The sequence below is a fragment of the Lachnotalea glycerini genome (assembly GCF_003201285.1).
GTDB classification, from domain to species: Bacteria; Bacillota; Clostridia; order Lachnospirales; family Lachnospiraceae; genus Lachnotalea; species Lachnotalea glycerini.
Window position 1 is genome coordinate 1 of the sequence record NZ_QICS01000003.1, and the last position, 15827, is coordinate 15827.

At 30.7% G+C, this 15827-nt stretch carries 13 protein-coding genes; all 13 read right to left on the reverse strand.

Annotation, left to right across the window (positions count from 1 at the left end; genetic code table 11):
- Positions 1–146: 146 nt before the first annotated feature.
- Positions 147–467 carry a hypothetical protein gene (locus C8E03_RS07495; protein WP_110290686.1) on the reverse strand — a complete coding sequence of 107 codons (321 nt, stop codon included), beginning with the start codon at positions 465–467 and terminating at the stop codon, positions 147–149.
- Positions 468–480: 13 nt separating this feature from the next.
- A complete protein-coding gene (locus C8E03_RS07500) occupies positions 481–1440 on the reverse strand; it encodes a DUF6625 family protein (protein WP_110290687.1) in 960 nt (319 codons plus the stop codon).
- Positions 1437–2468, reverse strand: coding sequence for a glycosyltransferase family 2 protein (locus C8E03_RS07505; protein ID WP_110290688.1), 1032 nt, complete (start codon positions 2466–2468; stop codon positions 1437–1439). The genes C8E03_RS07500 and C8E03_RS07505 overlap by 4 nt, the downstream gene beginning before the upstream one ends.
- Positions 2469–2496: 28 nt before the next feature.
- A complete protein-coding gene (locus C8E03_RS07510) occupies positions 2497–3378 on the reverse strand; it encodes a glycosyltransferase (protein WP_110290689.1) in 882 nt (293 codons plus the stop codon).
- A gap of 21 nt (positions 3379–3399) precedes the next feature.
- A complete protein-coding gene (locus tag C8E03_RS07515; RefSeq protein ID WP_110290690.1) occupies positions 3400–4482 on the reverse strand; it encodes a glycosyltransferase family 4 protein in 1083 nt (360 codons plus the stop codon).
- A 2-nt stretch (positions 4483–4484) separates the two neighbouring features.
- Positions 4485–5369 (reverse strand): NAD-dependent epimerase/dehydratase family protein, encoded by an 885-nt coding sequence (locus C8E03_RS07520; protein WP_110290691.1) that lies wholly within the window; start codon positions 5367–5369, stop codon positions 4485–4487.
- Between the two features lies 1 nt (position 5370).
- On the reverse strand, positions 5371–5997 hold the full coding sequence (locus tag C8E03_RS07525; RefSeq protein WP_110290692.1) for a sugar transferase: 627 nt from the start codon (positions 5995–5997) through the stop codon (positions 5371–5373).
- 82 nt (positions 5998–6079) lie between these two features.
- A complete protein-coding gene (locus C8E03_RS07530) occupies positions 6080–7939 on the reverse strand; it encodes a polysaccharide biosynthesis protein (RefSeq protein WP_110290693.1) in 1860 nt (619 codons plus the stop codon).
- Positions 7940–8206: 267 nt separating this feature from the next.
- Positions 8207–8848, reverse strand: a complete 642-nt coding sequence (locus tag C8E03_RS07535; RefSeq protein ID WP_110290694.1) for a D-sedoheptulose-7-phosphate isomerase — start codon at positions 8846–8848, stop codon at positions 8207–8209.
- Positions 8845–10119, reverse strand: coding sequence for an HAD-IIIA family hydrolase (locus C8E03_RS07540; RefSeq protein WP_110290695.1), 1275 nt, complete (start codon positions 10117–10119; stop codon positions 8845–8847). Before C8E03_RS07540 ends, C8E03_RS07535 begins: the two co-directional genes overlap by 4 nt.
- A gap of 11 nt (positions 10120–10130) precedes the next feature.
- Complete coding sequence (locus C8E03_RS07545; protein ID WP_110290696.1) at positions 10131–11222, reverse strand: GHMP family kinase ATP-binding protein; 1092 nt, start codon at positions 11220–11222, stop codon at positions 10131–10133.
- Positions 11222–14416, reverse strand: a complete 3195-nt coding sequence (locus tag C8E03_RS07550; RefSeq protein WP_170122931.1) for a glycosyltransferase — start codon at positions 14414–14416, stop codon at positions 11222–11224. The genes C8E03_RS07545 and C8E03_RS07550 overlap by 1 nt, the downstream gene beginning before the upstream one ends.
- A gap of 61 nt (positions 14417–14477) precedes the next feature.
- Complete coding sequence (locus C8E03_RS07555) at positions 14478–15791, reverse strand: ABC transporter ATP-binding protein (RefSeq protein WP_110290698.1); 1314 nt, start codon at positions 15789–15791, stop codon at positions 14478–14480.
- Positions 15792–15827 lie beyond the last annotated feature (36 nt).

The following is a 15827-nucleotide window of genomic DNA, read 5'->3' on the forward strand; positions in this document are numbered from 1 at the left end:
TCACGAAATCTTTAAATCTAGTTAGATTCTGAAAGGTTTCATTGACATGCAAAAAAATCCTTGTATAATGCAAGTAAGGGCAGAACCATTGTAATCGACTCTGCCCTTAAATAACTATCAACATATCTTATGTCAGTTTTTTGTGTTTACACAAAACTTGAAACAGTCTCTTTTACAATTCCTTTATCTAAAATAAATAAAAATAGTAAACCCCAAAACATCACCATCTGTTGATATGATAAGCCTAAATTATTAAAAATCATACATGTAAAATTATAAAAGCATTCTAAAGTTATATTCATGCTTTTAACATTATAAAATACAGATTGGTATCCTGGTGTATCTATATTGAAATAACAGCCACCAATTAATACCCATAACCATAACAATTGAATATATTTAATTCCTTTTTTTTCTTCCAATATTATCGGAAACACAATCAAAATAATAGTAATTATATACTGCATTATATCCTCTCCGCTAATCCATCATACCTAATCTAAACTTTATTTTATATTTTAGATTTTTGCTCCTTAATACAAAATAATGTAAATTAAAATATTTCTTTTTTATTTTATTAAAATTTTTCAATGAAACATCATCCGTCTGGGCTTCAAAAACATTTGGTACAATTTTAATGGATTCAGTTTTTAAAGCAATTTCTTTTACTTTCATCTTCCTTTTTTGTAAATGTATATAAGTATATTCTTCTTCTATCAGTTTACCTTTTTCAATATACATATATAACAATATACCTTTATTCCACCAAAATAAACCTTTTTTATTTTTATCAACAACTTTTTCTGTGTTATTGTACCATGTTACTAATTTGAAATTAGATGACTTTGTATAGATATCTGCACATTTAGAATCTTTGTATATCGGAACATTATAAGTTTCAAATAAATTATTTATACTTCCTTTATATCCTTCATCAAAAACCCATTCATTATGTTTTAAAAAAGCCTTTTTATATAATTTTTCTCCATGATAATCATTCATAAATCTTCTATTATTTTCAATTGTATTTTTAAATAAAGTTAAATGGCCTAATGTATAAATTTTCTCATAATTATTCAAAATATCATCTGTAATAAACTTACTTAAATCTCCCCAAATTACATCTAAATCACAAAATCCCCAAAAATCATATTCCTGAATGTCTTCTTCAAAAATATAACCATATGCTGGTTTAAAATCACATAACTTGTGAACGTTTCTAATTTCAATAGGAAAATCAAATTTTTTATTTATCTTATCTGTCATGTTACGGAATGATAATTTTTTTAATAATACATTTTCTGGATATAAATATTCTTCTTCATTGTCAGTATAGATAAGCCATGTATACTGCTTGTTATATTTACATGATTTTAAGAATAAACTAAAATAAGATGGGAATTTTCCAAAATAAGAAATGATTAGTACAATCTTTTTCAACGCATTTTACCTCCTATTGAAGCTAACAACAATATTGCGGAATAAATCTTACATTGTATACAACATTTCATTAGTCGATAATATAAAACGGCAAACTTATTTGTAAAATAAACATATTGAAAATTACCTTTCATTTTTGTTTGAACTGCTTTATCCTCAATTACAGTTTTAGCCATATTTTTTCTATTTTTCCAACTACACTCTAACTTATTTGAGTAAATATCAGATATATACGAAATAACTTCTCGAATTACCAATGCGTCTTTATATTGTTTTAAATCATGCTTGATGTTCATTTCTTTAGCAAATATGTCAACTGCATTGTCTAATTTCCATATATTTTCTAAATAGTCCTTATGAAAAACAGCTGTAATACTATTTCTTCGTTTTCTATAGTATACCGTACTTGTGTTAATAAAGGCAATTTTATTAATAACTTTCATACACTCTAGATTAAACAAGAAGTCCTCTCCCCCAACCACATCTTCACCAAATATAATATTATTTTCAACAACAGCAACTCTTTTAATTAATAAGGAATGTGTTCTCCACCCCCTACCTGCTCCTATCATGACTTTCATTGCAAAATCTATTGGTTCTTCAATACACAATTCTTTATTAAAATGAAATTTTATTCCCACTAAATTATCATCTTCGTCTATACAAAAATACCTGTCTGGCATAACCATGTGTGCTTGTGACTCTATCGCCCTCAGTACCAAACTTTCTACCGCATTTTCTACTAAAACATCATCACTGTCTAAAAACACTATATATTCTCCTGTTGCCATCAATATTCCTTGATTTCGTGCTTTTCCTGCACCAGAATTATTAATATGTTTTATTAAAATATTGGAATATTTTTGTGAATACATATCGCACACATTTTCCGAACCATCCGTTGACCCATCATCAATTAAAATTATTTCTATATTGGCATATGTTTGGCTTAATGCGGAACATATGGACTTTTCCAAGTATTGTATTGTATTGTAAACTGGAATAATAATTGATACTTTTCTTTCCATATTATCATACCTTTCCACTTATATTTTTTTACTTTTCTATTGAACTATTTATTGGTAAATCCCCCATAACGCCTTGTTTATAGTGTAAATATCCCAAATAACTAGCTTTAATTTTCTTTATTTTATTCTTTTCGCCTAATAATATATTAACATATATTCTAATAAGCCTCTTAAATGCATATAACTTATACTTTTTATATTTACTTTTAAAGTAAAAATTATTTCTTGTCATAAAATAATATCTCTTCTCATTATGATGTAAAACATGAAAAATCATATTTAATTTATTGGCGTTAACCATATTACCTACTTGCTGCTGAAATACTGAATTTCCCACACGTTTTAGTTTATAGCCATTTTCTAAAAACCACATACTCAAATCTACATCAACATAAGATACAAAATAATTGTCTAATGGCAACGCTCTTTGTACAGCATTTATATTTACAAAACTTCCAGATGTCATACAAAACTTAACATCTTTAACCTCGTCCCATTTCAATGATAAATTACTACACATCATCATATCTTTCTTGACATTATAATAAATTTTTTTATAATTAGCCGAATATATCCCAACATTTTCCTCATAGTATGTTTCAATATAATGTAACAATTTTTCTATTTCTTCATTTGGATATTCACTATCTTGATCCATTGTTAACAAAAAATCTATTTCTTCCTTATATGCCCATTTAAATGCATAATTCAATGCTTTTGAAATACCTTTATTTTCATTCATTGTATGATATTTAATACTTGGCAATTCCTTATTTAAATTTTCACTATAATCCTCTTGTGAATTATCGACAACTAAAAAACTTCCGAAAATTTGGCTATATTTTTTTAACCTCATTATTACTTCATTTATTTCCGGATTATATAGTAGTACAAATATACCAAATTTCATTTTTCTTTCCTTTCATGCTATTTAAATTTCTCTTATATATGCATCAACTACTATCTGTCTGTCAAATTCACTTTCCATTTTCTTTCTCGCCCTCAAGCCCATTTGTTTCTTTTCTTCGTAACTTAATGTTATAAATTTTTCAACCTTATCTATTAAATCTTTAGTATCTCTTTGTTTAGCTATATACCCTGTCACTCCATCTTCAACCGTTTCCCTACATCCGCTTCTATCTGTTGTTATAACAGGTCTTCCACATGCAGCACTCTCTAAACACACATTTGACATTCCCTCAGGATAATATGATGGATGAATTGTACAATGAGAATTTGCAATAAAATCTTTTATATTTCGTACCATACCATGGTATACAATAATCTCTTTTTTTTGTAGTTTTTTTAACTTTTCTTCATAGCTTTCTTCGCAGAAACCACAAATATGAAATCGCGTATTTGTATATTTATTATGAATGTATTCAGCCATATCTAAATATTGCTCTATGCCTTTTTCTTTCATTATTCGTGAGATAAATATAAAATTCATTATTTCATCACTAGGATATTCAACTACAAAAAACTTTTTTAAGTTAACTCCCGACCCTGGTAATAATTCGGTTCTATATTTTGCCGATATTTTACTCTCAAAAAAATTCTTATTTTCAATATTTTGAAAATAGATACATTGTATTTTTCTAAATGCAATTTTATACAAAGTAGTAGTAATATATTGCAGTATTCCATCATGCTCAAGTGCTGTACCTAATCCGGTAATATTTCCTACATATCTAATATTGCAAATACTTGACGCTATTCCTCCATATATATTAGGTTTGATAGTATACATAAAAACTACATCTGGTTTTTCAGCTTTCATTATTTTACAATAATTTAATAGTAATTTTATATCTTTAACAGGGTTTGTCCCATGTCTATCAATTTTAGTCTCAATAAATCTAGCACCTATATAACACAAATCATCAATTCTTTCACCATAAGGTGAAGATACAATAACTTCATGTCCTTCTTGTATAAGTTTTTCTACTAATTCCAATCTAAAATTATAAATTACAACATCATGATTTACTAAAAATAATATTTTTTTTCTCATCTCTATTTTTCCGTTTTGTAAATAGACTTTTCAAAATCATTTACAATATAACTTTCTTTTTCATATTTACTCATTTTCATATCATATGTTAAATTTCCAAATGCTTTATTGGTTAATTTTCCTATCTTCCCAGGTAATTTACTAGCTATAACTATGGCAATACTCATAGATTTTGTAAAATATATTTTTTTACCATCCACTTTTGCAATTTGTTTAACCATTTCTGTCGTAGATACAAATTCACGATTTTGTGGAAAAAATATTCCCTCATCCTGATTAATTATAATTAACCTGATAAATTCACACAGGTTATCTATATGCAACATACTTCTTTTATTAAATACTACTGGAAAAACAGGCATTATATGTGCCAGTTTAGAGAGCATCTGATAATTTCCTTTACTACCTTTACCATATATCATTGGTGGTCTGATAACCGCTATTTTAAAGGTAGAATCCTGCAACTCCATCAACCCTTTTTCAGCTTGAAGTTTACTATCTCCATAGAAGTTTGCCGGTAATGGCTTCGTTGTTGAATCTATTATTTTGTCCTTACCATATGGAGCACTGTCACCATAGATAATAATACTACTCATAAAAATAAATTGCTTTACCTCTTCTGCTTTTGCTTTTTTTGCAACATCAATTGCAAGATCACAATTTATCTCATAATATTTCTTTTTTATCTCTTCTGAAACATTACCAACATCTGCATGAGCTATTCCTGCAACATGAAATATGGTATCATATCCTTGAAAACATTGCTCTTTCCATTTTCCATTTATGGTATCTATCGTATCAACATGAATATCCTTATAATTAGAAAGCCAATTATCTACCGACATTCCTATATAGCTATTAGCACCTGTAATTAATACTTTTTTCATCTTATTCCTTATCCTCGTTTATTTCTCCTGTTCCACCTTCTGTAACTCCATCCGATTTCAGAACAGAAAATATTGTTCCAATAAAGCATCTTATATCAAATGCCAAACTAATCTTTTCTAAATATTCACCGTCTAATTTTGCTTTAACGGATATGTCAAGTTCATCTCTTCCATTAATTTGTGCCCATCCAGTCAGTCCAGGTCTTATATCATTTGCACCATATTTATCACGTTCTTCTATCAAATCATATTGATTCCATAAAGCAGGTCTTGGTCCAATTATGCTCATATTGCCTCTTAATATATTAAATATCTGTGGCAATTCATCCAAACTTGTTTTCCTTAAAAATTTTCCGACTTTTGTTATATATTGTTTTGGGTCTGACAATAAGTGTGTTGGCATATCTTTTGGTGTATCTATATACATAGTTCTAAACTTAAGTATTTGAAAATATGTTTTATTAATCCCTACCCTCTTTTGTTTGAATAATATGGGCCCCGAACTATCAATTTTTATTATAATTGCAATAATCAATAAAATAGGCAATAGCACTATACAGCCTATAAAACTTAACAAAATATCTCCGATTCGCTTAATCATATAATAAACTTTTTTTCTATTTTTCATTTTTATACACTCTCATATCTCTTTCTACTTCAATATATACACATAGCCTTGAAAATAGTCCCCCTATCTCCAAGGCCTTAATTTACTTATTTTGGATTGAATAGGTAGGTACAATTCTCTGCACCCACTCCCTGATATCATCAGGTTCCTCAGCTACGTAATTGTTCAATTCTTCTAATTGTTTCAAAAAATTTTCTTCATTCATATCAATAGGTTTTCCTATATGAATTAACTGATTATCTGTTTCTTGTAAACCTTCTTCTTTCATTAAAAGCTCTTCATACATTTTTTCACCCATACGTAATCCAGTAAATTCTATCTTGATATCTTCATCTGGTTTATGTCCTGATAATAGAATCAAATTTTTAGCCAAATCAAGAATTTTTACAGGTTCACCCATATCCAGAACAAATATTTCACCGCCTTTGGCATATGCTCCTGCCTGTAATACTAACGATACCGCTTCTGGTATTGTCATAAAATATCTTACTATATCAGGATGTGTAACAGTCACTGGCCCACCCCTCGTAATTTGCTTTTTAAACAATGGGATTACACTTCCATTGCTACCCAACACATTTCCAAATCTTACTGCAACAAATTCTGTTTGTGAACGGCTATTGTATGTCTGTATAATCATTTCGCAGATACGTTTTGTAGCTCCCATTATATTGGTAGGATTAACCGCTTTATCCGTACTTATCATTACAAAGCGTTTTATTTTATATTTATCGGCGGCCTGCACTACTTTCCATGTTCCAAATACATTGTTTTTAACCGCTTCATTTGGACTATCTTCCATAAGCGGAACATGCTTATGTGCTGCTGCATGGTATACCATATCAGGTCTAAATTCATCAAAAATTTTGTCAATTCTTTTAGTATTTCTAACAGAAGCTATAAACACATACAATTCTAACCCTGGAAATAATTGTTTTAATTCATTTTGAATATCATATGTTGTATTCTCGTAAATATCTACAATTATTAATTTCTTAGGCTTATATGCTGCAATTTGTCTGCACAATTCACTTCCTATAGAACCACCACCGCCTGTAACCATAATTACTTTATCTGACACATATTCAAGGATTGTTGACAAATCTACCTTTATAGCCTCTCTCCCCAGTAAATCATTAACATCTACTTCTTTTAACTTTGCAACTGATACTTCTCCATTAGCTAGCTGATAAATTCCTGGAAGTCTTTGAAGTTCACAGCCTGTTTTCTTACATATATTCAATATTTCTTTCAGATTTCCTTCTGACAATGTAGGGATTGCTATCAATATTTTATCAACTTCAAGTTTTTCTGTGAGTTTTGAAATATCATTTCTGTTTCCCATGACTTTTATTCCATGAAGAAATGAACCTCTTTTAGACGGATCATCATCCACTAGCCCCACCACAACCATCTCTACATGTGAGCTTGTGTTGATCTCCTTAATCAGTGCATTGGCAGCTGCACCTGCTCCGACAATAAGAACTCTTTTTTGAGCTTTCTCATTTACTCTCATTCTAATTAACGCTCTAACCAATCGATAAATGTATCTAATGCCACATACCAATATAAATAAAAATATTGGATACAAGATATATGTTGAACGAGGCATTGGCACTTTTTCACGTATTACTACCATTACAGTTATAGGATATAAGATACCGGCTATTCCGCAAGCACATGCAATATAAAACATTTCCCTTGCACCTGCATATTTCCAAATACTGCTGTACATTTTAAATATATAAAATATTAATATTGTTAATATTGTAAGCGTAGGTAATACTTTCCATGTTCTTTCAAAATAAACACTATTACTATTATCTATCTCGAATTCAAATCTAATCAATAAACATAACATACATGCCATTATAATCGCGCACATATCATACAATATAAAAAAAACTTTTTTTATGTATAATTCCAAATTGTAATTTCTCATTTTGTAGATACTCCTATATAATATTTCTTTTTTGTAAATATTATTGCAATTTCTATTATACCTTTTTTTTCCCCTTCTTACAACATTATTCGGCATATAGGTTAACCAATCAAAGAATATTGCAGCTTTTCAAGCGACTAATTTTATACAGCCATTAAACAAATAACAATAAGCCTTTCTATTATAGCCAAACAATTCGGCATATTGGTATAAAATTCAATTTAAAAATCATTCAATCAGTTTCTGGAATAAAAGAATTGATGATAACTAAAAGAATGTTTCTTCCAACATTAGACACAGGCAATGATACACTGGCAAATGCAATTCTTGTATTTTAAACGTCTCATTTTCATCAACGATTATGGAGACATCTGCATAATCTTTTAACTTTCCGCCATCTTTCCCTGATAATGCAACAATTTTCATACCTTTAGCTTTTGCAACCACCGCTGCATATAAAATATTTTTTGAGCTTCCGGAAGTAGAAATAGCCAAAAATACATCATCTGTTACTCCAAAACCATTTACCTGCTGTGCAAAACCCATAAGAGGTTCTACATCATTTAAATATGCTGTTGAAAGAGCAACATGATCAACTAAAGCAATTGCTGGTAAAGCTCCTTGTAAATTATTTGCAAGTTCCTTTCCCATCTGCTCATCAGCGCTCATAAGAGATTTGCAAAAGTCTTGTTTTAATTTCCTAGGTTTTACAAATCCTTTCATTAATTCACCGACAATATGCTCTGCATCTGCGGCACTGCCACCATTACCTGCAATCAGTAACTTTCCTCCCCGTCGAAAGCTTTCTGTAATCATTTCATATGCTTTAGAAATATTTTCTTTTTCTGGTTCTAACACTTTATATCTTTGTATTAATTCATTTAAATAATTTTGAATGGTATCTTTCATAATATTTCTTTATCCTCCAAAATATGAATAACTACTTCTTTTAAATTTTGGTATCCTTTATTTTTATTATTCTCACTTTTTACAAGATAACTTTTACATCCGGCAGCTTCTCCGGCCATTAAATCATTTATGCCATCTCCGATCATATATGATTCTTTCACATCAATATTGTATTTTGTGGCAGCCTCAAAAAGCATTCCTGGTTTTGGTTTTCTGCAATCACATATAATCTTTAATTCTGGACGCTCCCCTTGAAATCCTTTATCTGGATGATGGGGACAATAAAAAATATCATCTAAGTATGCTCCTTGCTCTCCTAGCAGAGTTTCGATTTTTTGATGCATTCGTTCCACTTCTTCAAAGGTAGCTTCACCTCTTGCAACTACTGGTTGATTTGTAACAACTATAGCAAGATATCCACTGGCATTTATTTTAGCGATTGCTTCTGCAACACCATCAATCAATTCAATCTCTTCAACACTACGAATAAATCCTTTATATGCATTTATTGTCCCATCTCTATCCAAAAAAAACGCTTTCTGTCTGTTCTTCAAATTCTTTGCTTCTACCAATCCGCTTTGCAAATCTTTAATTACCATTTCATATCTATCTGGCGTTCCCATATCTTTTACATATTCTGGCGAATCATATGCCACCAATAGACAATTTTGTATCAATTTCTTTAAAATATCCCGGTCTAAATCCATTTTCTTCAAATCACTAAAATATTGAAATACCTTAGGAGATAAAATATGAATTCCTGCATTTACTCTGTTTTTATAATAGGTTCTATTGTCTTCTTTATTCAGCCAACGACTTACTTTTCCTTCTTTGTCTGTTATAATAAGACCACTGTCATAAGGGTGACTATTTGGATGCGTCAAGATTGTTGCATATCCATTATGTTTTTTATGATAATCTAAAAATCGCCTAAAATCTACATCAAAGATAATATCTCCATTCAAAAGTAAAAAATCATCTTTTATACTTTCTTTCAAATAGAATAAAGCTCCTGCAGTTCCTAATGGAGTTTCTTCTACTATATAATCTATATTTACTTCAAGCTGATGTCCATCTTTAAAATAGTCTACAATAACTTTTCCTAAATATCCAACAATCAATGTAATATTACATAAATTTTGCTTTTTTAAGCATTCTATTTGATGCTCTAAAATCGGTTTCCCGCAAACTTGCATCATAGGTTTTGGTACGTCATTTGATAAAGAGGCAATTCTGGTTCCTTTTCCACCTGCCATGATAACAACATGCATATTTTTATCTCCTAAAAATTAAATTTGTAGTTTCCATCTGGAATATCAACTTGAATTTGATTATATGGCCAGCGATCGTTATTATGGCTCCAGGTCTGTACGCCGCGTAATTCAAAATTCCAATCTGATAATTGTCCACCTACCTGCTCCATTCGTTCAGCAACTTTATGCTTGACATTATATGGACAATACATTAGTAAATAACCACCTCCTCCGGCACCAAGCAACTTTCCTCCTAAAGCACCCGCTTTTAAAGCTTCATCATACAATTCATCAATCTGAGGATTTGATATTTTATTACTCATTCTTTTCTTGCTCTGCCATCCATAGTCTAGCAACTTACCAAAGCTATGAAGATTGCCCTTTAATAATTCATCTTTCATTCCATAAGCAAGTGCTTTCACCTCACTCATAGCAGTAATCGCATCTACATTATTATTGGTGTAATTGCTTACTTGATCTTTGATGACATTTGCAGATACATGAATTTTCCCTGTATAACAAAGAAGCAGATTATATTGCAATTCATTAATTACGTCTTTTTTGATTCTAAGTGGATTAACCACTACATTATTTCTTCCGTGAAACTCTATAAAATTAAATCCGCCAAATGTCGCTGCGTATTGATCCTGATAACCACCCGATATTCCAAGTTCTTCCCTTTCCACCTGATAAGCAAGATCAGCAAGTTCATAGAAGTCTAATGAAACTCCTTTCCATTTAGCCATTGCACTTAAAAGAGCTACCATAACAGTAGAGGAGGTTCCTAGTCCAGAGCCAGCAGGTGCATCACATTGTAAATAAACATCGCATCCTTTATTAATGCTAAATGCGTTTAAGGCCGCTTTTACAAGATCTAAATTACCATCATATTGGTGAGTATCCTTTGCATTGTATTTAACAGTCATATCAAAATCCAAAGAATGAACCGTAATCTCATCTGTATTTTTGGGAATAATAGAACAATATGCATATTTATTTATCGTACTACCAATAATTGCCCCACCTCGATCATCACAAAAAGGAGCCACATCCGTTCCACCCCCTCCAAAGCTAATTCGCAAAGGCGCTTTTCCACGAATAACTTGATTCTTATCATCCATTATATAAAATCCTCCTCGATAATTTTCCATACCGCATCAATACTAAAATATTCTTTTATAAACTCTTGCATATGATGTGCTATGTTTGTAAGTTCTTTATTATCTTGATATAATTTAATAACACATTTTGCAAAATCTTCTTCTGAATTTCGAATCTCCAGGACATCTTGTGAATTTTTAATACCTTCCGCTCCAACAGATGTTGTTACGACTGGAATTCCATGATAAATGGCTTCAATAACTTTTCCTTTTACGCCTGCTCCATATCGTAAAGGAACTATAGAAATCTTACATTTTTGATATAGTTGTGTTAACTCTTCTTCTGTAACATAACCTTTTACTATAATACCATTTATACCATTTAAGTTTGTAATGGCTAATGGAGCATTTGAACCAACGATATAAAATGGTATCTGTAAAACTTCATAAATTTTCGGCCATATTTTTTCTACAAACCAATTAACTGCATCCTGATTTGGGTCATGTGTAAAGCCTCCAATAAATACAATACCGTCTCGTTTGGAAAAATCATCTTGAATAATTCTCTTAAATTCATCAAATACATATGCTGTTATTGCTTTTACTTTTATATCACTGTCAATTTCATGAATTTTCTCTTCCTCTATACAAGATGGGTAGTAAGACATCTGCGCATGATTCATTAAATACAATTCTTTTTTCTTCCACTCTTCTGCTTCTTTTTTCTTTTTCAAATCACCAGTCAATTCGTATTCACGCATATTTCTAAGAAAATGCAAATCATGTCCATAATATATAACTTTCAAGTGTGTTTCATTATGCAGGAAGTCTATATACTTCATTGCTATATGAGGTCTATTCAGAAATACAAAATCAATCTGTTGTTGATTTTCTTTTATCCATTTAAACACATTCTTAGCATAATAATTACCATATAAGACTTCTATGCCCATTTGTTGTAAAATTGTGGTATATGGTTCAGCCTGATAGAAATTATCTCCAATAAACTTAACAGAATATCCCTTTTTTAAAAACATTTTCAAATACTGATATATCGTTTTAGAACCAGCATCTTTGTCAAATGTAGGTACATAATGGTCTATGAAAAGTATAACTTTTTTATCAAAGTTTCTTTCGCGTGCGCAAAAGACATTCTCAGCATTCTCGTACTGATTTTTTATTTCATTTTCCCATTTTAAAAATAATTTATTCGTATTTTTAATTTGATATTTTTTTATTCCAGAAGAAACATCTACTCCATTTGATATGCCTTCAAAGTGTACCACAACAGATCTAGGTTGGTAAACTACACGAAAACCTTTTTTTCTCACAGTAAAAGCCAAATCTGAATCTTCGCAATAAGCAGGTGCAAAAAGCTCATCAAATCCTTCAATTTCATTCCACAATTTAGTTCGAATCATGATTGATGCTCCCGAAATATAATCAACATCTTTTACATAATTATACTCTGATGCATCCGGATTTTGGTAATTTCCATAATTCCAGGCTGATCCATCTTTCCATACAATACCCCCAGCCTCCTGAAGTCTTCCATCAGCATATATTAACTTGGAGCCTGTCAAACCAATGTTTTCATCTCGCTCCATTAGTTCAATAAGTGGTCGCAGCCAATCGCTCTGAACTTGTGTATCATTATTCAGAAATAAAATATATTTACCTTTTGCATATTTTGCTGCATGATTACAATTCATAAGAAATCTTAAATTTTCTTTGTTTGTAATAACATTGATACCTGATACTACTTCCTCAATCTGCGTAGTAAAATCTGTCGAGCAATCATTTCCGATAATAATTTCATAAGCAACATCTCCACTATTCTCCTTGATTGACTTTAAGCAATTATGTGTATATTCAAATTGATTATAAACAGGAATAATAATTGATACTTCTGGAGAATCAAAATGATAAAAATCAATTTTTTCATATTCTTGAATCGAATTTTTAGGTTTAATCTTATTTGTATCAATATTTATATTTTTCTCAGGACTAGCATAACTTTTTTCTATCTCAAATGCTTCTTCATATCTTTTTGATACTCCATCTAATCCTTCCTTTTTTATATATTTAAAGTAATTTTTAATTCGCTTAAATGATAACATTTTAATAATCATTTTGGGATCTTTTACTAAATTAAATGACACTCTGGCAAAAAATCTTCTTTTACTCTGAGGTGGTAATAAAAAGTCTCCTATTCTTTGGATTTTATACATCAATTTCCAAGATATAGTTGTTTTTTTATGCTCATATTCCAATCTGATTTGCTCTAATTCCTCTACCTGTTTTTTTGATTTCTCTAACTGCCTGTCTAAATTAAGTATATGATTTCCACGTTTTTCTATCTCTTCTTGCAATTCATAAATAGTAGTACTTTGACTGTCAATCAATTCATCTAACTTCATCAAATGCGAATTACGTTTCTCTACATCTTCCTGCAGTTCAATAATTCGATGAATGGATTCTTCGTGCTCTTTCTTTGCATTCATAAATACCGATGAAATAGATTGTTGAGGAAGCTGTGCGTTACTGGCAATAGCTATAAAATATTTTCCTTCATGATCATATTGTTTTCTATCCTTATAATATTGAACTTCTCCCTCTTCACTTAAATTGGAATCAATAATCGACGTTACTTCAAAATATTGATTATAAAGTTTAACATTTGAAAATTTATCTTGAAGAAAATCAATAAATTCCTGCTTATAGAATTCTTTGATATGAAATTCATTATGGTAATCATATAAATCAGAATATATTTCTTTATTAGGCGTAGACATAATAAGAATACCGTCTTTTGTCAAAACACGGGCTATTTCTTCTCGAAACTGCATCTGCACTTCTTCCGGAACATGCTCTATTGTCTCAAAAGACACTACTACTTCTATACTTTGATCCTCAATTCCCTCTAAATCAGCAATACTTCTTTCCATGTACTTAAGATTAGCTTGATTCTTGTATTTAACAGAGGCTCTCTTCACTGCACCACTATCGATGTCCACACCAACCACGCTCTGAGCAGCCAAAGCAAGGATATTACTTCCATATCCTTCTCCACACGCAGCATCTAATACCTTTTTACCTCTGACTAACTCCTTTATACTTTGGTATCTCTGAAAATGCTCTATCTCCAATTTTTTATCTTCAACGCCAGGTACAAATCTTTCCCCTGTAAATAATTCATCTGCATTATCTAACATAATCTCCTCCAAAATGTACATCAAACTACATATGCATTAATTGCAAAACTAATATCATCTTCTAATACAAAACTATATCATCCTTTTTATATTTTACAAAGGCCGCTTTTGTATCCAAGTCAATAATTGACAGGTTATACCCGTCATTGTCAATCGTTATTTTCAAATAATTATGAATCCTTTCAAGCACAACATGACTGTCCTGACTTCCTGCTGCAAGAGATGGGCTGACTAAATACTCTCCGGTACATATTCTTGGCAGTCTTAGTTCAAAGCTGACCTCATACAATTCTCCAACTTTTACATTTTGTAATACTTCATTTGTCAAAAAATTGTTAACAGAAAAAAGTTTTACTCCTCTGACATTTTCCATTTCAAACCCGAATAACACATTATCGATATTTTCATTAAATTTTACTAACATGCCAAAGGTATAACTTTGCTCAGTAGGCAAGACCATAACCTCTTGCCCTTTTTCATTTTTAATATAAAACGACAATATCTCTCCTTGTTTTGTTCCACTTACTTCAATGGACTGATGTAATTGTATTCTTTTAAATGATTTTTGATTACCATTAATAATTTTCTCAACTGTATTGTCCAATGACATACCATCAACCAACTTAGCCATTTCTCGGTTCTGTTCTTCAATCTGCATACTGAGATATTTTTCACATACCTCTTTTGCCTCTCCGATTTCCCTCATATTACCTCTATCAAGCCATATTGCTCTTTTACATAGCTTTTTAACCGACACAATATCGTGGGAAACAAAAAGAATGGTGGTTCCGGCATTTTTAATTTCTTCTAATTTATGAAAACACTTTGCTTGAAAAAAAGCATCTCCTACTGCCAATGCCTCATCTATAATTAATATTTCCGGTTCTACATTAATTGCAAGTGCAAATGCAAGACGTACCATCATTCCGCTTGAATATGTTTTAACCGGTTGATTGACAAAATCTCCTATATCCGCGAATTCCAAAATTTCTTCTTTTTTTCGATCCATCTCTTCCGGTGAAAAACCAAGAATTGCACCATTCATATATATGTTTTCAATTCCAGTATAATCAAGGTCAAAACCCGCTCCAAGCTCTAATAATGCTGAAACCGTACCATCTATACTGACTTCTCCCTTTGTTTGCTGAAGTACCCCCGTTATTATCTTTAGAATTGTAGATTTCCCTGAACCATTTGTCCCAATGATGCCAACGGTTTCTCCTTTTTCTATCTCAAAAGAAATATCATTCAAGGCATAAAACGGCTCATTGTATTGTTTATGAAAAGGATGAACAACTTCTTTTAATCGATCAATTGATTTATTATATAATTTATAGATTTTTGTTACATTTTTTATACTGATTACACTACTCATAATTCGATACCAAGTCTCAAACGAACATACTTACTG

What these genes read in the sequence shown, in the direction of transcription:
- C8E03_RS07545 (WP_110290696.1), bottom strand. Translation starts at nt 11,222, where the DNA reads ATGGATGATAAGAATCAAGTTATTCGTGGAAAAGCGCCTTTGCGAATT.
- C8E03_RS07510 (WP_110290689.1), bottom strand. Translation starts at nt 3,378, where the DNA reads ATGAAATTTGGTATATTTGTACTACTATATAATCCGGAAATAAATGAA.
- C8E03_RS07530 (WP_110290693.1), bottom strand. Translation starts at nt 7,939, where the DNA reads ATGAGAAATTACAATTTGGAATTATACATAAAAAAAGTTTTTTTTATA.
- C8E03_RS07505 (WP_110290688.1), bottom strand. Translation starts at nt 2,468, where the DNA reads ATGGAAAGAAAAGTATCAATTATTATTCCAGTTTACAATACAATACAA.
- C8E03_RS07540 (WP_110290695.1), bottom strand. Translation starts at nt 10,119, where the DNA reads ATGCATGTTGTTATCATGGCAGGTGGAAAAGGAACCAGAATTGCCTCT.
- C8E03_RS07555 (WP_110290698.1), bottom strand. Translation starts at nt 15,791, where the DNA reads ATGAGTAGTGTAATCAGTATAAAAAATGTAACAAAAATCTATAAATTA.
- C8E03_RS07520 (WP_110290691.1), bottom strand. Translation starts at nt 5,369, where the DNA reads ATGAAAAAAGTATTAATTACAGGTGCTAATAGCTATATAGGAATGTCG.
- C8E03_RS07550 (WP_170122931.1), bottom strand. Translation starts at nt 14,416, where the DNA reads ATGTTAGATAATGCAGATGAATTATTTACAGGGGAAAGATTTGTACCT.
- C8E03_RS07495 (WP_110290686.1), bottom strand. Translation starts at nt 467, where the DNA reads ATGCAGTATATAATTACTATTATTTTGATTGTGTTTCCGATAATATTG.
- C8E03_RS07535 (WP_110290694.1), bottom strand. Translation starts at nt 8,848, where the DNA reads ATGAAAGATACCATTCAAAATTATTTAAATGAATTAATACAAAGATAT.
- C8E03_RS07515 (WP_110290690.1), bottom strand. Translation starts at nt 4,482, where the DNA reads ATGAGAAAAAAAATATTATTTTTAGTAAATCATGATGTTGTAATTTAT.
- C8E03_RS07525 (WP_110290692.1), bottom strand. Translation starts at nt 5,997, where the DNA reads ATGAAAAATAGAAAAAAAGTTTATTATATGATTAAGCGAATCGGAGAT.